This window comes from Xanthomonas sp. WHRI 10204, from assembly GCF_040202875.1.
Classification (GTDB): domain Bacteria; phylum Pseudomonadota; class Gammaproteobacteria; order Xanthomonadales; family Xanthomonadaceae; genus Xanthomonas.
Genome location: NZ_JBEGDW010000004.1, coordinates 355,236 through 374,853 on the forward strand (window position 1 = coordinate 355,236; position 19,618 = coordinate 374,853).

The following is a 19,618-nucleotide window of genomic DNA, read 5'->3' on the forward strand; positions in this document are numbered from 1 at the left end:
GCATGAAAAAGCGTTGGGTAAGCTTGCGCAGTGCGTTGATGGCAGCGACGTTTCTGGCCAGCACCGGCTTCGGTGCGTTCCAGGTGATGGCCGTGGACGGCGCACAGCCGAAGGCCGAGTCGTGTAGTGCATGGGCCTGCAAGGCCGAGTGTCCGGAGTTCGGCGGCGATTTGGGACAAGGCAACGTCTGCTACTGCTGCGGTTGAGTCCAGCGGCGGGGCCATCAAGGCCCCGCCCTCTGCGGTGACACGTACGCGCCCAGCTTGGCGTAAAACCGCTGAAACTACTGCTGGAAGACCAGCGCGATCTGCTCGTTGATGCACTCGAATCCGCGTGCAGTGCGCGTGCAGTGCGGCGTCGCGGATCAGTTGACGAGGTCTCTCACTGATTCTCTTCGGGATCTTGCACGGCATATGCAGCGGCGCTGTCAGCGTGCTGACTACGCTTGCAAACTACGATGCGTCAATCGACCGTTTCCGTGCCCCGTTGCGGCATAGCGGAAACCCACCCCACATCGTCGCGGCATTGAAAGCCGCAGGCATGCAAGGCAACACAAGAGCCCGCGCGGCAGACATACTCGATGTCTCCACGATTTTTTTTGGCAGGTGCAAGGATTGCCTTGAGAGGTCGACGAAGGCGTCTGCTTTCAAACATCGGATCGGGCTGACGGTATCTCCGACAGCCATCCTGAAACCGAAACGCTGACAACATGCAGGATCACTGCGCAGCATCAGCCGTCAGTGCTCAGCCACGCTCAGCCCAGCGCGCGATACCTAAAGTCACGCAACACCACCTCGCCCTGCTGCGCGGCATACACGCCCAACTGCAGACTCAAAAAGCCGCCGAACACGTTGTGGTGGAATCCGGACACCTCCATGCGCGTGGGATGGCGCGTCCACTGCCGGCCGTCGTCGAACGAATACGCAAAGCTCACGATGTGGCGATCGTTGGTCAGCCGCACGCGGATGCGGCGATGCGTGTTGGGTGCGCGTGCCCACACCAGTTCTTCGGAATATTCGTAGGTCTTCATGGTGTCGGCGGTGAAGCCGATGCCGACGAAGGCCTTGTGGTTGTAGAACAGCAGCAGGCCGCCTTCGGCATTGCCGACCAGCTCCAGCGTCACCTCGGCCACATAGGCGCGATCAGGTACGCCGCAGGTCAACGGTGCGCTGTCGATGGGCGATGTGCCGGCGCAGGTCAGCGTCAGCGCTTTGTTGGCCCGCCGCACGCGCGCCTGCTCGCCGGGCTTGGGCGCGTGCAGGCTCCACTGTGTGCCGAATCGGTCGGTGGAAAAGTCATCGGACAACGCGAAGCCGCTCGCCACATTCGCACTGCCGGTGGCAGCGCGTGCCGGCGTGCGCAACGGCTTGGACAGGTCGCCGCCGGTGGCGCGAAACCAGCCGTCGGCGGTCCACTCGATCGGCTCCAGCAGGGTCTGGCGCCCCAGGGTGCGGAAGCCGTTTTCGTAGCCGTGATAGACCAGCCACCAGTCGCCGCGTGGGCCTTGCACCAGCGTGGCATGGCCGCGCGACCACCACGGCTCCTGTTCGGACAGCGTGCGCACCAGCGGGTTGCGCGGGCAGTGTTCCCACGGCCCGTGCACCGAGCGCGACCGCGCGGCGATGACCATATGCCCGGTCACCGGCCCGGCGGTGCCACCGACGGCGGTGACCAGATACAGCCAGCCGTTGTGCCAGGTGAGCTTGGGGCCTTCGGGCGCGAAGTTCTCCACCACCCAGTCGTCGGGATACCGCCACGGCGCGTAGGCCGGTTCGAGTTGCCCATCGGTGGCCAGGCCGTCGTCGCGCAGGCCGATCTTGCGGATGCCGTTGACGAACAGATAGCGCTTGCCGTCCTCGCCGACGACATGGCCGGGGTCGATGCAGCCGGCGATGTTCAGATCGATCGGCGCGCTCCATGGCCCGCGGATGTCATCGGCCCAGATCACGAAGATCGACCAGCCCTTGTCGTCCGGATTGGCCGGGATATAGATGAAGTAACGGCCGTCGTGCTTGCACAGATCCAGCGCCCAGATCGTGCCCAGTTCCTGGCGCAGCGCCGGGCCGATCGGGGTCCAGTTGACCAGGTCGGTGGAGTGCCACAGCACGATGCCCGGGTACGAAAAGAACGACGAAAACGTCATGTAGTAGTCGTCGCCATCCTTGAGGATGGTGGGATCCGGGTGATCACCGGCCACGATAGGGTTGAGATAGGTGCCGTTGCCCAGGTCGGCCTTGCGCTGGCCCTCGATGCCGCGCGCCCACGGCGGCGGATGCGCGGCGCATGGCACGGCTGACGCCTGCGCGGCAGCCGGCAACGGCGCGACCAATGCGCCTGCGGCCAGCACCTTGAACAACTCCCGCCGTGTCGTGTCTGGCATGCATCAGCTTCATCGGATCAAGGCTGGTATCTAGCCCTAGCCGCCGATGCGAGGCAACCGCGCAGGCCGCGTTATAGGAACTGGTGATGCGGGGCCCGGATTTTGAAATAGCCGGGATGGAGTGCGTTGCAATGCGAGGGGGCACGCCGCTGCGCTGTAGTGCGGGTGTCCAGACGGCGAAAACAGGCGCGCCAGCGCGATCAGCGCGGCGCTACCCTTGGCCTGGAGAGCCGCAGGGCGATCTCTCCAGCGCGCGCGGACAACCGAGTTCGCAATGGGGGCGAGGGTCGAAGACCATGCGTGTCTGGGTCACGGGTTCCACACGCTTGCCGGCCCGCCGGCGGCACCGGCGCTGCCGCACGAGAAATCCGATTGGTCAGCGGAGTGCGGAGTGCGGTGTTGCCGTTAGCCGTTAGCCAATGGCCAATGGCCATTGGACCAGACGACCACAAGCGATGCGCGCACGAACAGAGAGATAGCGCGAGAAAAGCGACGCGCACGGCACCGATCACCCAATCCGTCAGCCGCCGTGGCTCGCCATGCTGCACTGCAGCGTGATCTGTTCATTGATGATTGCGATATTCATATGCGAACAGCCGGGCACCTGCCGGCTGGTGGACGTTGCGATGCACAGCTGCCCTCCAGATTCCATTCGCGCCTGCGCCACCCTTGCGGAGCGTGGCGCATGAGCGCCGTGGCACGGCAGCGTCTGGGCCGCACCGACGTGCAGTTGTCGGCGCTGGGCTTCGGCGCTGCGCCGATCGGCAACCTGTACACCGAGGTCGCAGAGGCAGACGCACTGGCGGCGGTGGCAGGCGCGTTCGAGGCCGGCATCCGCCACTTCGACACCGCGCCTTACTACGGCTACGGACTCAGCGAGACACGCCTGGGCCGCGGCCTGGCCGGCGTGCCGCGCGCTGCCTACACGCTGTCGACCAAGGTTGGCCGCTGCGTCTACGACGACGCACAGGCTGTTGCCGGGCGCGACGGTTTTGCCGTGGCCGGCCGCCGCGCCGCATTCGACTACAGCGCTGACGGCGTGCGGCGCGCGTTCGCCTCCAGCCTGGAGCGCCTGGGCACCGACTACATCGACGTGCTGCTGTTGCACGACATCGGTGCGCTGACCCACGGCGACAACCACGCCCATGTGCTGCAGCAGGCCTTTGAGGAGGCCTTGCCGGCCATGGCGGAGTTGAAAGCGTCCGGTGCGTGCGGGGCGATCGGGCTGGGCGTCAACGAGCAGGACGTGGCACTGGAGGTGCTGGCACGCTTCCCGATCGACTGCGTGATGCTGGCTGGGCGCTACACCCTGCTGGAGCAGCACGGCGCGCGTGCGCTGCTCGACCAGGCGCAGCAACACGGCGTGTCGATCCTGTCGGCCGGCCCGTACAGTTCCGGCCTGCTCAGCGATGCGCGCGGCCCCGGCGCCACCTATAACTACGCCCCGGTGGACACCGCCACCTTGCAGCATGCGCAGCGCCTGTATGCGGCGTGCGCGGCGTTCGAGGTGGATATCGGCGCGGCCGCCCTACAGTTCCCGCTGGCGCATCCGGCGGTGACCACCGTGGTGGCCGGCATGCGCACCCTGGCCGAGGTGCAATCGGCCGCCACGCGCTTGCAGGCATCGATCCCGCCTGCGCTGTGGCAGCGCCTGCGCGATGGCGGGCTGCTCGATACGGACCTGCCCACGCCATGAGCCGCGTCGATGCGCATCTGCATTTCTGGCACCTGGCCCGTGGCGATTACGCCTGGCTGACGCCGGAGCTTGCGCCGCTGTACCGCGACTTCGCGCCGCATGACGTGGACGACGCGCTGGATGCGGCCGGTGTCGACAGCGTGGTGGTGGTGCAAGCCGCCGCAACCGAAGCCGAAACCTGTTACCTGCTCGAGCTCGCCCACGACGCGCCACGCATTGCCGGCGTGGTCGGCTGGACGGATTTTGCTGCGCCCGATGCCGCCGCACGCATCGGCGCACTGGTCCGCGCAGGCGGCGGTGTACTCAAGGGGCTGCGCCCGATGGTGCAGGACATCGCCGATGTGCAGTGGCTGGCAAACCCCGCATTGGACGCCGCCTTCGACGCGATGCTGGCCCACGATCTGGCCTTCGATGCCTTGATCCGCGCTGTGCATGTGCCGGCATTGCAGGCGCGCTTGAAGCGTCACCCGCAGTTGCGCGTGGTCGTCGATCACGGCGGCAAGCCGCAGATTGCGGCCGGCGAATTCGTCGCCTGGGCCGCCGGCATGGCCGCGTTGGCACAGCATCCCAACGTGCACTGCAAACTGTCCGGATTGCTCACCGAAGCCGCGCGCGGTGCCGGCATCGATGCACTGGAGCCGTATGTTGCGCATCTGTTTGCGCGCTTCGGTGCGCAGCGGCTGCTCTGGGGCAGCGACTGGCCGGTGCTGACCCTGCGCGCCGATTACGCGCAATGGTTCGATCTTGCGCAACAGCTCGTCACCCGTCATGCCGCCGAACACGCTGATGCAGTGTTCGGCGACAACGCACGCACGTTCTATCGTCTGCCACGGCCGGCGGCCCCCACCCACGGAACCTTATCGGTATGACAGTCTCCATTCCCACCACGCCCAACACCCGTCTGCAGGGCAAGCGTTGCCTGATCACCGCCGCTGGCGCCGGCATCGGCCGCGAAAGCGCGCTGGCCTGCGCACGTGCCGGCGCGCAGGTGATCGCCACCGACATCGACGCCGCTGCGTTGCAGGCGCTGGCGTCCGAGTCGGATGCGATCACCACCCAGCTGCTCGATGTCACCGATGCCGCCGCGATTGCGGCGCTGGTCGCCGAACACGGCCCGTTCGATGTGTTGTTCAACTGCGCCGGCTACGTGCATCAGGGCAGCATTCTCGACTGCGACGAGCCGGCATGGCGCCGCTCGTTCTCGATCAACGTCGATGCGATGTATTACACCTGCAAGGCGGTGCTGCCGGGCATGCTCGAACGCGGCCGCGGCAGCATCATCAACATGTCCTCGGTCGCGTCCAGCATCAAGGGCGTGCCGAACCGCTTTGTGTACGGCGTGACCAAGGCCGCGGTGATCGGCCTGAGCAAGGCCATTGCTGCCGATTACGTGGCCCAAGGCGTGCGCTGCAACGCGATCTGCCCGGGCACCATCAAGACGCCGTCGCTGGGTCAGCGCGTGCAGGCCCTGGGCGGCGACGAACAGGCGGTGTGGAAGAGCTTCACCGATCGCCAGCCGATGGGCCGCCTGGGCGACCCGCGCGAAATCGCGCAGCTGGTGGTGTATCTGGCCTCGGACGAATCGTCGTTCACCACCGGCCAGACCCACATCATCGACGGGGGCTGGTCCAACTAAGAGCAGCTAACAAAACTACTGTGCTCACCGCCAGGCGGGCGCGGCCGGTGCTCGGAATGCTCATGTACCACCCGTACACTCCGGTTCCTGCGCGCCGTCCACACCCACCTGACGACTGCTCGCTACGTTTTGTTAGCCGCTCAAAACCCAGCCGACCACACTGCTGTGCAGCGGCCAGATCCATGGCCGCTCGCGATGGTGTCCCAGCTGCGCTTAATACCGCTGCCAGCACGCCGCATCGCACGCCTGACGTGACCTGTTGCCAGCACGCATCACCGCCATTCCTGTTCCGAGCGCGTCGTCCACCTGCTGCTGAAACATCTTGCAACATGTGGCGACTCGCTCCGATTCCTCCCCTGCAAAGGAAGACTGCATGAAACTCGTACGTATTGGCGCCGAAGGCCACGAACGTCCCGGCGTGATCGACAACGAAGGCCGCATCCGCGACCTGAGCGGTGTCATCGACGATGTCGCCGGTGAGCACCTCACCAATGCCGGCATGGAAAAACTGCGTGCAGTGGATCTGTCCACGTTGCCGCTGATCGAAGGCGAGCAGCGCTATGGCGCCGCAGTGGGCCGCATCGGCAAGTTCATCTGCGTGGGCTTGAACTACGCCGACCACGCCGCCGAATCGGGCATGGAAGTGCCAAAAATGCCGATTCTTTTCATGAAGGCCACCACCGCGGTGTGCGGCCCGAACGATACCGTCATCATCCCGCGCGGCTCGGTCAAGAGCGACTGGGAAGTGGAACTGGGCGTGGTGATCGGCGATATCGCACGCGATGTGTCGATGGACGACGCACTGAATCATGTGGCCGGCTATGCGCTGATCAACGACCTGTCCGAACGCGAGTTCCAGCTCGAACACGGCGGCCAGTGGGTCAAGGGCAAGAGTGCCGACACCTTCGGCCCGATCGGCCCGTGGCTGGTCACCCGCGATGAAGTGCCCGACCCGCAGAACCTGTCGATGTGGCTGGAGGTCAACGGCCACCGTTACCAGAACGGCAGCACCCGCACGATGGTGTTCGGCGTGGCCGAACTGGTCAGCCACATCAGCCGCTACATGACGCTGATGCCAGGCGATGTGATCAGCACCGGCACCCCACCGGGCGTGGGCCTGGGCCAGAAGCCGCCGGTGTATTTGAAGCCGGGCGATCTGATGGAACTGGAGATCGAAGGATTGGGGCGTCAGCGTCAACCGGTAGTGGCGCATCCGCGCGATGCGGCCTAAAGCTTCTTTTCCCTTCCAGGATTTTGGTCGCATTGCGTGCCAAGTTGCGCTCAACGCACGTGGTAACGCCTCCGCACGACGCAGCTTAAAGCCCCTCTCCCCTCGGGAGAGGGGTTGGGGTGAGGGTACGTAGCGACGTATCCAGGCAGGTCGTCGCAATGTGCCCTGTTGTCAGGCATGACATGTCGGCACCTGTGTCGATGCGTCATGCGCAAAATTTTCAAGCTGCGTGCGAGGGTGTTGAACTTCCAAGTGCTTTCGCGCGTCGGTATCCACACGCAGTTGGTCGTGCAGTGATTCGTTGATCTGCGTTGCAAGCGCATGAGTAATTGCAGCGCTTCAACACAGTCGGCGCTGCGCGTCCGTACCCTCACCACCTCTCCCGGTGGGAGAGGGGCTCAAGCGTCCCTCTTCCCCACGCTCTTTTTCGCCCGTTTTCTATTTCCCGTTTCCATCGCCCAGGACCTTCATGAGCACCATCGTCGCCCTCGATACCCACGACGTCCGCTTCCCCACCTCGCGCGAGCTCGATGGGTCGGACGCGATGAATCCCGATCCCGATTACTCGGCCGCCTACGTCGTGCTGCGCACCGATGCGCCGGATGCACTGGCCGGTTACGGCCTGGTGTTCACCATCGGCCGCGGCAACGACGTGCAGACCGCCGCCGTGGCCGCGCTCGCCGAACACGTGGTCGGCATGCGCGTGGAAGACGTCATCGCCGACCTGGGCGGCTTCGCGCGCCGGCTCACCAACGACTCGCAACTGCGTTGGCTGGGCCCGGAAAAAGGCGTGATGCACATGGCCATCGGCGCGGTGATCAACGCCGCCTGGGATCTGGCTGCGCGTGCCGCCAACAAGCCGCTGTGGCGCTATATCGCCGAACTCACCCCCGAGCAGCTGGTCGACACCATCGACTTCCGCTACCTCACCGATGCGCTCACCCGCGATGAAGCGCTGGCCATGTTGCGCGCCGCGCAGCCGCAGCGCGCGCAGCGTACTGCGCAGTTGATCGAGCAAGGCTACCCGGCCTACACCACCTCGCCCGGCTGGCTTGGGTACTCCGACGAAAAACTGGTGCGCCTAGCCAAGGAAGCGGTGGCCGATGGCTTCCGCACCATCAAGCTCAAGGTCGGCGCCAACGTGCAGGACGACATCCGCCGCTGCCGCCTCGCGCGCGAAGCGATCGGCCCGGACATCGCGATGGCGGTGGATGCCAACCAGCGCTGGGACGTGGGCCCGGCGATCGACTGGATGCGCCAACTGGCCGAATTCGACATCGCCTGGATCGAAGAACCCACCAGCCCGGACGATGTCCTTGGCCATGCGGCGATCCGCCAGGGCATCACCCCGGTGCCGGTGTCCACCGGCGAGCACACCCAGAACCGAGTGATGTTCAAGCAGTTGTTGCAAGCCGGCGCGGTGGATTTGATCCAGATCGATGCCGCGCGCGTCGGTGGCGTCAACGAAAACCTCGCCATCTTGCTGCTGGCCGCCAAGTTCAACGTGCGCGTGTTCCCGCATGCCGGCGGCGTGGGCCTGTGCGAGTTGGTGCAGCATTTGGCGATGGCCGACTTCGTCGCGATCACCGGCCAGATGGAAGACCGCGCGATCGAATTCGTCGACCATCTGCATCAGCACTTCCTGGACCCGGTACGCATCCAGCACGGCCGCTATCTTGCCCCACAGGTACCCGGCTTCTCGGCAGAAATGCACGCGTCTTCGATTGCCGCATTCAGCTACCCGGATGGACGTTTCTGGGTGGAAGACCTGGCAGCCAATCGACAGGGCTAACCAGCGCCCTCATCCGCCCTTCGGGCACCTTCTCCCGCGTGCGGGAGAAGGGAAGCGGGAGCGGGCAACGACGCAGCAGAGATCACTGCAAGCAGCAAGATCCAGCCGCCGCGACGCGCCGCGCCATCGGCCGGGCCGAGCCAAGAGAAAGAGCAGTCATGACTGCGAGGGCGAGGGCGATAGCCTAGCCATGGCTGCGACCGGAAAGTGCGAGAACCCTAGCCTAGTCATGGCTGCGAGCGGAACATGCACGCTGCAGCCACTTCACCACCACCCTTCTCCCGCCTGCGGGAGAAGGTGCCCGTAGGGCGGATGAGGGATGCGACTCACACTTGCGCCGCTACCGCCTCACTCAACGCAAAAATCCGCCAGGCCTCCCGCCACTTGTCCCCAGGCGCACTGCCCGGCAGCGGTTTCTGGAATCGCCACATCAGCGCTTCCCACGCCTGGATGCGCGGATCGGCCGCATCGCGCGCGGCCTTGGCGGCTGGATCGTAATCGTCGCCCACCTCCATCAGCATCACCAACCGATCGCCGCTGCGAAAGATCTCCAGTTCCAGGATGCCGGCCTGCTGTAACGAGGCCACCACTTCCGGCCACACCTCGGTGGGCTGATGCCAGCGCTCGTAGTCGGCGATCAGTGCGGCATCGTCGTGCAGATCCAGTACATAGCAAAGACGCGGCATGCTCAGGCTCCGGCGATCACAGGCGTAACCCGACGTGCGCGCAACGCGAACAGCAAGATCACCGCAAAGCACGCGCCCGGCACCGCCATCGCCCAGTGAATGCCGGCCATGTCCGACACCGCGCCCATCACCGCCGTAAGCAGCGCGCCACCGATGATCGACATCACCAGCAAGGAGGAGCCCAGCTTGCGTGCGTCGTCGTGCATACCATCCAGGCCAAGCGCAAAGATGGTGGGGAACATCACCGACATGAACACGCTTGCCGCCACCAGTGCGTACAACCCGGTCCAGCCGGGCAGCGCGATGGCAACCGCGCACAACACCACATTGATCGTGGCAAAACTCGCCAGCAATTTCGCCGGTGCCAGATAGCGCAGCAACGCGGTGCCGACAAAGCGGCCGGCCATGAACAGCACCAGCGAGATGGTCAGATACGTGGCCGCGGTCTTTTCCGGCGTGCCCGGCACCGCGTCCTGCAGGTAGCGGATCAGATAACTCCAGATGCCGACCTGCGCGCCCACGTAGAAGAACTGCGCCACCACCGAAAACATGAAGCGCCGGTTGCGCAGCAATTCGCCGAAGCGTGCGCGTTTGGGCGCCACGCCGCTGTCGCTCTCCGGCGCGCCGGTGGGAAAACGCACCAGCGCGATCAGGATCGCCCACAGCACCACCACTGCGCCGATGATCAGGTACGGCATCTGCACGGCCGAGGATTCGGCAGCGAAGAACGCCTCGCGCGCGGCCGGCGCCATCGCCGCCAGCTCGGCGGGCGTGTGCTCCACACCGGAGAAGATGAAATGCTGGCCGACCAACACGCCGGTGATCGACCCCAAGGGGTTGAACGCCTGCGCAAGATTCAGCCGCCGCGCCGCGCCCTCGGCCGGGCCGAGCACCGTGACCAGCGGATTGGCGGTGGTTTCCAGAAACGCCAGGCCACTGGCGATGACGAACAGCGCCAGCAAGAACAGCCAGTAGGTGTGCACCTGCGCGGCCGGGTAAAACAGAAACGCCCCGCACGCATACAGCAGCAACCCGAGCACCACCGCGGCCTTGTAGCTGTAGCGACGCATGAACATCGCCGCCGGCATCGCGAAGACGAAATAGCCCATGTAGAAGGCGCTCTGCACCAACCCGGCCTGCAGGTCGCTCAGCTCGAACGCCTTTTTGAACTGCTTGATCAGGATGTCGTTGAGGTTGTTGGCCATGCCCCACAAAAAGAACAGGCTGACGATCAACAACAGGGGAACCATGGCGGTACGCGCCAGGTTGCCGCGCGGTGACGCGGCAATGTCACTGTGATGCATGCGACCGATCCCCTCCCAAGGCTGTGGCGCTTGCGTTGCAATGGCGCGAGCGTACTGCGCACGCCAACGCCATGCAAATATAAAATCTTTGTTTATATTTGCACGCAAGCACCCACCCTGACCCCTGCCGGCGATGCCTGTACCCTGGCGCGCCGCACCTTGCCTGGAATCGCAAACGGATGAGCCCCGAACCCGCCAAGTACCGCGCGCCGGCCCTGGACAAGGGGCTGGATATCCTCGAGCTTCTTGCCCGCCAGGCGCAGCCGATGAGCATGGGCGCGATCTCGCAAGGCATCGGTCGCTCGCGCGGCGAGATCTTCCGCATGCTGCAGGTGCTGGAGGAGCGCGGATATCTCACCCGCGATGGCGAAGGCGACTATGTGCTGACCAACCGCCTATTCATGCTCGGCATGCAGCAGCCGCCGGTACAGAGCATCAGCGAGGCCGCGTTGCCGGTGATGCGGCGGCTGGCCGATGCGATCTGCCAGCCCTGCCACCTGGTGGCGCCATCGGGCGACCAGATCGTGGTGATCGCGCAGATGGATGTGCCCAGCGATCTGGGCCTGGTGGTGCGCCCGGGCCATCGCCGCCCGCTGACCCACTCCAGCTCCGGGCTGGTGCTGTTCGCCTTTCAGCAACCGGAGGTGCAGGCGCGCTGGCTGGACATGCTGGACGCCAGCGAGGTGCCGTTCGAGCGTGCGCAGTTCCTGGCCGCCGCCGCGCAGGCACGCAACGATGGCTACGCCATGCAACCCAGCGAGGCGGTGGTGGGCGTGGTCGATCTGACTGCGCCGATCCTGCAACGCGGCAGTGCGACCTACACGCTCACCGTGCCGTTCATCGCACGCCGCCCGGAACTGGTGGGCCCGCACGCGGCCTTGCAGGCGCTGTGTGCGGCCACGCAAGAGATTTCAAACGCGCTGCACTGACCTCAGGCAATCCACGCCGCCTGGCGCAGATGCCCAGGCGTGTTGCACCAGGCATCGCCCTATACTCGGCGCGGTCGACCACGCGGGATCGCATGTCCAGCCTCACGTTCGGGATGTGGAGCACCATCCTGCTGCTGGGCAGCGCGCATGGCGTGCTCGGCGCAGGCCTGTTGCTGCTGGCCCCAGCCAACCGGATCGCCAACCGTTGCCTTGCCGCACTGCTACTGGTGGTGGTGGCGCTGATAACGCCGTACACACTCGGCTATGCCGGCGCCTACGATGCCTACCCTGACCTGACCTACGCGCCGCTGTTCTGGGAACTGGCGATCGGGCCACTGGTGTGGCTCTACGTGCGCCAACTGGCGCGCCGGCAGCTGCCGCGGCGCTGGGCGCTGCATCTGTTGCCGGCGCTGCTGCAAGGCGGCTATTACACCTGGCTGTTCACCTGGCCACTGCAACGCAAGTGGGACTGGAACGCCGCCGTCCACGTGCCCTGGGTCGCCCCGCTGCAAGACGCCTTGGTGCTGGCATCGCTGACGACTTATCTGGTGCTGGCCTGGCGCGAATACCTGGCCTATCAACGCTGGCTGGAACATCACAGCGGTGCACGCGAGGAGCTGCGCTTGCCGTGGCTACGCGGTTTTCTGCTGGCCGCATTCTTTCTGCTGGTGTTGCGGCTTGGCTTCACCGCCAGCGACCGGCTGTGGAAGCCGCTGTCCTATTTCGACGAGTTTCCGCGCTACCTGGCCACCGCAGCGCTGGTCTATTACCTGGGGCTGGAAGGCTGGCGCCATGCCCGGCTGCACTACCCGCCGCGCGATACGCCGCTGATGCTGGAGCCGCCACCAGATCCGCCCGACCCGGCAACGCTTGCTGCCCCCCAGCCTGCGGCGGAAAAGGACTGGCAGGCACTGGGGCAACGCGTGGCTGCCGAAGTCGCTGCGCACGGCTGGTGGCGCGAGCCCGACCTCAGCCTGCCCGAGCTGGCGCGCCGCATGGGCACCAACAGCAACTATCTGTCGCGTGCGCTCAACGAAGGCCTGGGGCAGACCTTCAGCGCCTTCATCAACGCGCTGCGCATCGCCGACGCCCAGCGCCTGCTGGCCGGCGATCAGGACATCCTCTCCATCGCGCTGGCGGTGGGGTTCGGTTCCAAGGCCAGCTTCAACCGGGTGTTTCGTGCCCACTTCGGCTGCACGCCCAGCGACTACCGGCGCGCGCAACGTCGCACATCCTGAAAATTTTTTGGCAATTGGGCATTTGAGTCGCCCGCCACCGCGCGTCTGCCGATGCTGGCGACTCTTGCCCAGGAGCTGCCATGTCCCATCGCATCCGACTTCTTTCAGTGTTGTTAGTGCTGCTCTGTCCGATCTGCGTCGCGTGGGCGGCCCCGCCCGCACCCGCGTTGACACGCGACAGTCCACTGCCCGGTCCGGCGCTGCTGGCCGATATCGATGTGCTGCAACAGGCCTATGGCGCACTGCATCCGGGCCTGTATCGCTACGCCACCGAGGCGCAGGTTGCGCAACGCTTTGCCGAGCTGCGCGCCGAACTGGCAGACGGCGCCACGCTTGGCCAGGCCTACCTCGCCATCTCCCGCCTGACCGCCAGCGTGCGCTGCGGCCACAGCTTCCCCAATTTCGTCAATCAACCCGAGCCGATCCAGCAGGCCCTGTTCGGCGACGGCCGGCGCCTGCCGTTCCACTTTCGTTGGCTACAGGGCGGCATGATCGTCAGCCGGAATGGCTCGGATCAGCCCGGCTTGCTGCCCGGCACCGAAGTGCTGTCCATCGATGGCATTGCCACCTCGCAGATTCTGGCGGCGTTGATGACAGTGGCGCGCGCCGATGGCAGCAACGACGCCAAGCGCATCGCCCAGATGCAAGTGCAGGGATTTGCGCAGATCGAGGCATTCGATGCGTATCTGCCGTTGCTGTTTCCGCAGATTTCCGCCAACCCGGTGCTGCAGTTCCGCGCGCCCGGCGCCACCGCTCCACGCGCGCTGCAGGTGCACGGCATCGACGCGGCGCAGCGCGATGCAATGGCGCCCAAACGTGCGCGCGACAGCGCAGCGCCGGCATGGACGCTGACGATGGACTCGGCCGATCTGGCGATTCTGCGCATGCCGGATTGGGCGCTCTATGAAAGCGCCTGGGATTGGCAGGCATTTCTGGCGCGCAGCTTCACGCGCCTGGCCGAGCGCAAGGTGCCTGCGTTGGTGATCGATCTGCGTGGCAACGAGGGCGGGCTGGACGTGGGCAGCGTGCTGCTGGGGTATCTGGCAGCAGGCGAGATCGCGGCGGCGCCGATGCGCAACCTGGTGCGCTATCGACGCGTGCCCGATGCGTTGGCGGCCTACGTCACCACCTGGGATCGCGGCTTCCGCGACTGGGGCACGCGCGCGGTTGCCTACGACACGCGGTTCTACACGCTCAATGCGCAAACCGGCAGCGCTGCACAGCGCTACCTGCCATTGCGTACACCGCATTTCACTGGTCGGGTGTTTGTGTTGATCGACGCCGAAAACAGCTCGGCCACATTCGCGTTCGCGCAGCAACTACAGCGCAACGGCTTGGGCACGCTGGTCGGCCAGCCCACCGGCGGCAATCTGCGCGGCATCAACGGCAGCGCGTTCTTCTTTTTGCACTTGCCCAACTCGCACATCGAGGTGGATCTGCCGCTGGTCGGGCAGTTCGCAACCAGCGCGCAACCCGATCGCGGCGTGCTGCCCGACGTGCCGGTGCAGAGCACCGTGCAGGATCTGCAGGCCGGCCGGGATGTGGAAATGGACACCGTGCGTGCCCTGCTGGGTGGCCAGCAAGCGCGGCCGACACACTGACAGCACAGCCATCGGGCCGTGGGCTCGCCCATGGTTTCCCGGCTGTTCTACTGCGCCTGCAACCCCACCGATGGCCGCTGCATAGCCACGGCTATAAAGATCAGACCGACCTTCGCGTGCAGGCAAAACGCCCGAAAGCGGGTTTTGCGTTGTTACACTGCGCGCCCCTTGGGGAGTAGCCTGCTTTCGTTTATCGAAAGCGCCTGCATCAACATACTCGGCCGTTGCGCCGTGGTGCAGGCAACCAATCGTGGTTTGGCGAGACCAGCGGCATGCGCGTACGACGACGGTTGGCGCGGGCGCATGCCGTTGTGACCGTGCCCAGCCCGAGAGTGCCGATGTCTCCTTTTTCCATTGTGTTGATCGGTTTTGCGATGTCCACCGATGCGTTTGCCGCTGCGATCGGCAAGGGCGCGGCGATGCGCAAACCGCAGTGGCGCGATGCGCTACGCGCCGGATTGATCTTTGGGTGCATCGAAGCGATCACACCGGTGATCGGCTGGTTGCTGGGCCGTGCGGCGTCCAGCTATGTGTCCGCCTATGACCACTGGATCGCCTTCGTACTGCTTGGCGCCCTGGGCACGCACATGATCGTGGCCGGGCTGCGTGCCGATCCTGACGATGCAGATGAGGCAGCCGATGCGCCGAAGAAAAACGGCCTGCTTGCACTGGCCGCCACCGGCTTCGCCACCAGCATCGATGCGATGGCGGTGGGCGTCAGCCTGGCATTTTTGGATGTGCACATCGGCGTGGTGGCCGTAGTGGTCGGCCTGTGCACCTTCAGCATGGTCACCGCCGGCATCATGCTGGGCCGCGCACTGGGCGCGCTGATCGGCAAACGTGCCGAGATCCTGGGCGGCGCGATCCTGGTGATCGTCGGCAGCGTGATCCTGTACGAACACCTCAGCGGCGCGGCGTAAGCCCCTGCGCACAGGGAATCTTTCGACTGCCTGTTTTCTATAGAAGCGTGCCTGAGTTCATCGCGGCCATCGTGTGCGTACGCTCACTGGCAGTTTTTTTTCGTAGGAGCGCGCCTGAGCGCGATGAGGCCTTATCGGCAATCCCCCGTCGCGCGCAGGCACGCTCCTACGCTGCATGCGGATCGATAACAGTGAGCGTTTTTTGAATCGTGGAGAGCGCTTAGGAATGCACGCAGCGAGGCGAGCTTTACCGGTTTGGTGAGCAAGCGGTAGCCGCGTTAGCGCTCAAGTTGCTTGCGTTCATCGCAGCCAGCGCAAGCGCCATCTTCATCGCCAGTTCTTCGTAGGAGCGTGCCTGCGCGCGACGAAGCGTTATCGGCAATGCCCTGTCGCGCGCAGGCACGCTCCTACGCTGCATTCGGGTGGCTACTCCTCAGCGCTTTTTCGCATCGTGGAGTGCGCTCAAGAATGCACGCAGCGAGGCGGGTTTTACCGGTTTGGTGAGCAAGCGATAGCCGCGCGCACGTGCAAGTTGTTTGAGTTCGTCGCGACCGTCGGCAGTCAGTAGCGCGCCAGCGATCGGCGCAGTCGCGGCGGCCTGCACCGCATCCAGCGTGTCCAGTCCATCCAGACGGTCGTGCAGGTGATAGTCCACCAACATCACATCCGGTTGCTCGCGCGCACAGTCCAGCGCCTGATCCACGGTGCTGGCAGTGATCACCTCCACCTGCCAGCGGCCGAGCAACGCGCGCATGCCATCGAGAATCTCGCGGTCGTTATCCACGCACAGCACGCGCAATCCGGCCAGCGAATCGCCGCTGGGCAAGGTGCGCGTGGCCGGTACCGGCACCAGCGGCGCCACCGGCACCGGCGCCACGCGCGGCAACAGGATCGAGAACATGCTGCCGCGGCCGACCTGGCTGCGCGCACTCAGATCATGATCGAGCAGACGCGAGATACGTTGGCAGATCGACAACCCCAATCCCAAGCCCTGCTCGCCCCAATCGAAGGGCTGCTGATAGCGGCGAAACTCTTCAAAGATCTGCCGCATGTGGTGCTCGGGAATGCCAGGACCGGTGTCCCACACCTGCAGTTCCACCTGTTCGCCACGCCCGCGCATGCCCAGCACGATACGTCCCTGGCGCGTGTAGCGCAGCGCGTTGGCCAGGAAGTTCTGCATCACCCGGCGCAGCAGGCGGCGGTCGCTGCGCACCCAGATCGGCCGGCTATGCACCTGCAGGCGCAGGCCGCGGCTGGATGCCACCGGCGCGTATTGCGCGGCCAGCTCGTGCATCAATGCGCTGGCATCGAAGTCTTCGACCGTGGGGCGCAGCCCGCCGGCATCCAGACGCGACACGTCGAGCAGACCGTCGAGCAATTCTTCGGCCGCACGCAACGACGCATCCACACGCTCGGCCAGATGGCGTTGTTCTTCGTTGTTCTGATGGCTCTCGCGCAATGCGGAGGCGAACAGCCGCGCGGCATTGAGCGGCTGCAACACGTCGTGGCTGATCGCGGCCAGAAAGCGCGTCTTTGACTGCTGCGCCAGCTCGGCTTCGCGCGAGCGATCGGCCACACGTTGCTCCAGGTTTTCGTTGGCGTCCAGCAGCGCGCGCTCGGCGCGCTTGTAGTCGGTGATGTCGTTATAGCTGGTGACATAGCCGCCGCCGGGCAGCGCCTGGCCGCGCATTTCGATCACCTTGCCGTCGCTGCGGGTGCGCTCGAACACATGCGGCGAGCCGGCACGCATGTGGCGGATGCGGCGGTCGATCTGGTCTTCGATATCGCCTTCGCCCAGCTCGCCGCGTTCGGCGTTGTAGCGGATCAGATCGGCAACCGGGCGGCCGACATACAACATGCCATCCGGGTAACCGAACAACTGCTGATAACGCCGATTCCATGCGGTGAGGCGCATCTCCGGATCGACCACGCTGACCGCGGCGCTGATGTTTTCCAGCGTGGTGGACAGGATCTCGCGATTGAAGCGCAGTTCCTGGCCGGCCTCGTCCAGCACCGCCACCACTTCACCCAGTTCCATGCCCGAACCACGCAACAAGCTGGTCAACACCAGCCGCGCCGACGCGGCGCCGATGGAGGCCGCCAGCAAGCGCTCGGTGAACTGCACCCAGGCGCGATCGGCCACCACGGTCGGTTGCAGCTCGCGCTCCAGCAGCAAGGCCTGCTCGACAAAGGCACGATGCGCATGCCGCTCGCCCACCACGCGCTCGGCCAGCGCCTGCAGATCGGCCACGCGCACATGCCCGGGCCAGTCGCCGGCCACCGCCGGACGCTGCGCATACGGGTCCAGAAACGGTGCCGCACGCAGCCGCTCGTCCACGCCCGGGCGCCAGCGTGCCGACACCAGCATCATCGCGCCGACGTTGATCAGCAGCGACCAGAACGTGCCATGCGCCAGCGGGTCCCAGCCGCGCATGCCGAACAACTGCTGCGGCTGAAGCCAGCCGATACCGAACGGCCCATCCACCAACCACTCCGGCTGCAGCCAGCCCGCACGCGTGGCGGCCGGCAGCAACAGCGTGTAGATCCAGGTCATGAAGCCGAGCACCATGCCGGTTTCCACGCCCTTGCGGCTGGCCCCGCGCCAATACAGCCCGCCGATCACGCCCGGCGCAAACTGCGCCACCGCCGCAAACGCCATCAATCCGTAGGCCGCCAGCGTGGTGTCGTTGGCCACGCTGCGGTGATAGCCGTAGGCCACCAGCGCCAGCAGCAGGATGGCCACGCGGCGGATCCACAGCACGCGCGAAGCCACCGCTGCACGCGCATCCGCGCTGCCGCGGCGGCGTAGCAGCACCGGCATCACCAGGTCGTTGCTGACCATGGTGGCCAAGGCGATGCTGGCCACGATCACCATGCCGGTGGCGGCCGAAAACCCGCCCACGTAGGCCACCAGCGCCAGCACCGTATTGCCCTGGCTCAGCGGCAAGGCCAGCACCACCGCATCGTCCACCACCGCACTGCCCTTGCCGAACAACGCGATGCCGGCCGAGGCGATCGGCACCACCATCGCCGAAATGATCACCAGGTACGCACCGAACAACCAGCGCGCGCGCCGGATATCGCCGACATCGCTGCATTCGACCACCGCCACATGGAATTGCCGCGGCAGGCAGATCACCGCCAGAAAACTCAGCAGCGTCTGCGAGATGAATCCCACCGACGGCGTGTGTTCGAACAAGGTGCGCGCCGAATCGGCGATGTGCAGTTGGTGATCGCTCAGCCACATCCACGCAAACAGACCCACCGCCACGATGGCGATCAGCTTGATCACCGACTCCAGCGCGATGGCCAGCATCATGCCGTGATGGTGTTCGGTGGCATCCACCTGGCGGGTGCCGAACAAGGTGGCGAACAAGGCCATCAGCAGCGCCACATACAACGCCGGATCGGCAAAGATGCCGCGCCCGGCGCTGCTATGCCCGGTCAGCACCTCCAGGCTCATCGCCACCGCTTTGTACTGCAGCGCCAGATACGGAACGATGCCGACCAGCGCGATCACCGCCACCAACGCGGCCAGCCGCCGCGAGCGGCCGTAGCGCGAGGAAATGAAATCGGCGATGGACACGGTGTTTTCGGAGCGTGCGATCAGCGCCAGCCGCTCGATGATGCGCCAGCCGAACAGCAGCAACAGCAACGGGCCGAGGTAGATCGGCAGATAGCCGATACCGTTGCGCACCGCCGAGCCCACCGCGCCGTAGAACGTCCATGACGAGCAGTACACCGCCAGCGCCAGGCTGTAGACCGCCGGGCGCAGCCACGGCCGCTCCGGATACATCGGCCGACGATCGCCCCACCACGCCACCCCGAACAGCAGCGCGGCGTAACCCAGCGAGACCAGCAGCAATATCCAGCTCGAGACCAATGGGTGTCCTAGGCGGCGCGATGCGAGCCTGGGAGTTTACGCAGTGGGGAACAGCGCGTGGGCGACGGGACGCTGCCGGCGGCGGATTGGGCAGCGGGGCGCTGCGCGTGGACGGCTGGAGGAGGTGGGGATGACGTGGCTACCCCCATCCGCCCTTCGGGCACCTTCCCCCGCAGGCGGGGGAAGGAGGCCTAGCGAATGAGAACGGAAGGCCGGCTGCTGGCTGTTGGCTGTTGGCTGTTGGCTTCTGGCTGTTGGCTTCTGGCTGTTGGCTTCTGGCTGTTGGCTTCTGGCTTCTGGCTTCTGGCTTACGGCTTACGGC

14 protein-coding genes, 1 other RNA gene and 1 riboswitch are annotated in these 19,618 nt (G+C 65.5%); of the genes, 11 read left to right on the top strand and 4 right to left on the bottom strand.

The features are described 5' to 3' along the window. Positions 1 to 2 precede the first annotated feature (2 nt). A complete protein-coding gene (locus tag ABQZ00_RS21750) occupies positions 3 to 206 on the top strand; it encodes a hypothetical protein (protein WP_039421648.1) in 204 nt (67 codons plus the stop codon). A gap of 548 nt (positions 207 to 754) precedes the next feature. Here the strand turns inward: ABQZ00_RS21750 and ABQZ00_RS21755 are convergent. Further along, complete coding sequence (locus tag ABQZ00_RS21755; protein ID WP_323539048.1) at positions 755 to 2,380, bottom strand: family 43 glycosylhydrolase; 1,626 nt, start codon at positions 2,378 to 2,380, stop codon at positions 755 to 757. A gap of 685 nt (positions 2,381 to 3,065) precedes the next feature. Between ABQZ00_RS21755 and ABQZ00_RS21760 the strand changes: the two genes are divergently transcribed. The 6 genes from ABQZ00_RS21760 (at position 3,066) to ABQZ00_RS21785 (ending at position 8,735) form a co-directional block, all read left to right on the top strand. Next, positions 3,066 to 4,076 (top strand): aldo/keto reductase, encoded by a 1,011-nt coding sequence (locus tag ABQZ00_RS21760; protein ID WP_323539049.1) that lies wholly within the window; start codon positions 3,066 to 3,068, stop codon positions 4,074 to 4,076. After that, a complete protein-coding gene (locus tag ABQZ00_RS21765; protein ID WP_323539050.1) occupies positions 4,073 to 4,945 on the top strand; it encodes an amidohydrolase family protein in 873 nt (290 codons plus the stop codon). Before ABQZ00_RS21760 ends, ABQZ00_RS21765 begins: the two co-directional genes overlap by 4 nt. Continuing rightward, positions 4,942 to 5,712 (top strand): SDR family oxidoreductase, encoded by a 771-nt coding sequence (locus ABQZ00_RS21770; protein WP_115514299.1) that lies wholly within the window; start codon positions 4,942 to 4,944, stop codon positions 5,710 to 5,712. The genes ABQZ00_RS21765 and ABQZ00_RS21770 overlap by 4 nt, the downstream gene beginning before the upstream one ends. Before the next feature lie 62 nt (positions 5,713 to 5,774). Next, a non-coding RNA gene (locus ABQZ00_RS21775) (sX9 sRNA) lies at positions 5,775 to 5,850 on the top strand. A 235-nt stretch (positions 5,851 to 6,085) separates the two neighbouring features. Then, positions 6,086 to 6,943: a fumarylacetoacetate hydrolase family protein gene (locus tag ABQZ00_RS21780; protein WP_323539051.1), complete on the top strand. Its 858-nt coding sequence runs from the start codon at positions 6,086 to 6,088 to the stop codon at positions 6,941 to 6,943. 469 nt (positions 6,944 to 7,412) lie between these two features. Beyond that, complete coding sequence (locus tag ABQZ00_RS21785; protein ID WP_323539052.1) at positions 7,413 to 8,735, top strand: L-fuconate dehydratase; 1,323 nt, start codon at positions 7,413 to 7,415, stop codon at positions 8,733 to 8,735. Positions 8,736 to 9,061: 326 nt separating this feature from the next. On the opposite strand, the gene ABQZ00_RS21790 is transcribed toward ABQZ00_RS21785, so the two are convergent. Further along, the gene (locus tag ABQZ00_RS21790) at positions 9,062 to 9,421 is read right to left on the bottom strand and encodes an L-fucose mutarotase (RefSeq protein WP_323539053.1); all 360 of its coding nucleotides are present in this window, start codon (positions 9,419 to 9,421) and stop codon (positions 9,062 to 9,064) included. A gap of 2 nt (positions 9,422 to 9,423) precedes the next feature. Then, on the bottom strand, positions 9,424 to 10,725 hold the full coding sequence (fucP, locus tag ABQZ00_RS21795) for an L-fucose:H+ symporter permease (RefSeq protein ID WP_323539054.1): 1,302 nt from the start codon (positions 10,723 to 10,725) through the stop codon (positions 9,424 to 9,426). 179 nt (positions 10,726 to 10,904) lie between these two features. On the opposite strand from fucP, the gene ABQZ00_RS21800 reads away from it, so the two are divergent. The 4 genes from ABQZ00_RS21800 (at position 10,905) to ABQZ00_RS21815 (ending at position 15,413) form a co-directional block, all read left to right on the top strand. After that, the gene (locus ABQZ00_RS21800) at positions 10,905 to 11,654 is read left to right on the top strand and encodes an IclR family transcriptional regulator (protein WP_115514303.1); all 750 of its coding nucleotides are present in this window, start codon (positions 10,905 to 10,907) and stop codon (positions 11,652 to 11,654) included. Positions 11,655 to 11,767: 113 nt separating this feature from the next. Next, on the top strand, positions 11,768 to 12,892 hold the full coding sequence (locus tag ABQZ00_RS21805; protein ID WP_323539071.1) for an AraC family transcriptional regulator: 1,125 nt from the start codon (positions 11,768 to 11,770) through the stop codon (positions 12,890 to 12,892). A 131-nt stretch (positions 12,893 to 13,023) separates the two neighbouring features. Next, positions 13,024 to 14,493 (top strand): S41 family peptidase, encoded by a 1,470-nt coding sequence (locus ABQZ00_RS21810; RefSeq protein WP_323539072.1) that lies wholly within the window; start codon positions 13,024 to 13,026, stop codon positions 14,491 to 14,493. A gap of 164 nt (positions 14,494 to 14,657) precedes the next feature. Continuing rightward, positions 14,658 to 14,819: riboswitch (yybP-ykoY riboswitch) on the top strand. Between the two features lie 12 nt (positions 14,820 to 14,831). Continuing rightward, a complete protein-coding gene (locus ABQZ00_RS21815; RefSeq protein ID WP_055846732.1) occupies positions 14,832 to 15,413 on the top strand; it encodes a manganese efflux pump MntP in 582 nt (193 codons plus the stop codon). A 433-nt stretch (positions 15,414 to 15,846) separates the two neighbouring features. Here the strand turns inward: ABQZ00_RS21815 and ABQZ00_RS21820 are convergent, their stop codons facing one another. After that, entirely contained in the window at positions 15,847 to 19,296 is a 3,450-nt protein-coding gene (locus ABQZ00_RS21820; protein WP_323539055.1) for a NahK/ErcS family hybrid sensor histidine kinase/response regulator, read from the bottom strand. Positions 19,297 to 19,618: the final 322 nt, after the last annotated feature.

Excerpts from the sequence above, each read along its gene's own strand:
- ABQZ00_RS21765 (WP_323539050.1), top strand. The coding sequence starts at position 4,073 with ATGAGCCGCGTCGATGCGCATCTGCATTTCTGGCACCTGGCCCGTGGC.
- ABQZ00_RS21800 (WP_115514303.1), top strand. The coding sequence starts at position 10,905 with ATGAGCCCCGAACCCGCCAAGTACCGCGCGCCGGCCCTGGACAAGGGG.
- fucP (WP_323539054.1), bottom strand. The coding sequence starts at position 10,725 with ATGCATCACAGTGACATTGCCGCGTCACCGCGCGGCAACCTGGCGCGT.
- ABQZ00_RS21785 (WP_323539052.1), top strand. The coding sequence starts at position 7,413 with ATGAGCACCATCGTCGCCCTCGATACCCACGACGTCCGCTTCCCCACC.
- ABQZ00_RS21790 (WP_323539053.1), bottom strand. The coding sequence starts at position 9,421 with ATGCCGCGTCTTTGCTATGTACTGGATCTGCACGACGATGCCGCACTG.
- ABQZ00_RS21750 (WP_039421648.1), top strand. The coding sequence starts at position 3 with ATGAAAAAGCGTTGGGTAAGCTTGCGCAGTGCGTTGATGGCAGCGACG.
- ABQZ00_RS21755 (WP_323539048.1), bottom strand. The coding sequence starts at position 2,380 with ATGCCAGACACGACACGGCGGGAGTTGTTCAAGGTGCTGGCCGCAGGC.
- ABQZ00_RS21780 (WP_323539051.1), top strand. The coding sequence starts at position 6,086 with ATGAAACTCGTACGTATTGGCGCCGAAGGCCACGAACGTCCCGGCGTG.
- ABQZ00_RS21770 (WP_115514299.1), top strand. The coding sequence starts at position 4,942 with ATGACAGTCTCCATTCCCACCACGCCCAACACCCGTCTGCAGGGCAAG.
- ABQZ00_RS21815 (WP_055846732.1), top strand. The coding sequence starts at position 14,832 with ATGTCTCCTTTTTCCATTGTGTTGATCGGTTTTGCGATGTCCACCGAT.
- ABQZ00_RS21805 (WP_323539071.1), top strand. The coding sequence starts at position 11,768 with ATGTGGAGCACCATCCTGCTGCTGGGCAGCGCGCATGGCGTGCTCGGC.
- ABQZ00_RS21760 (WP_323539049.1), top strand. The coding sequence starts at position 3,066 with ATGAGCGCCGTGGCACGGCAGCGTCTGGGCCGCACCGACGTGCAGTTG.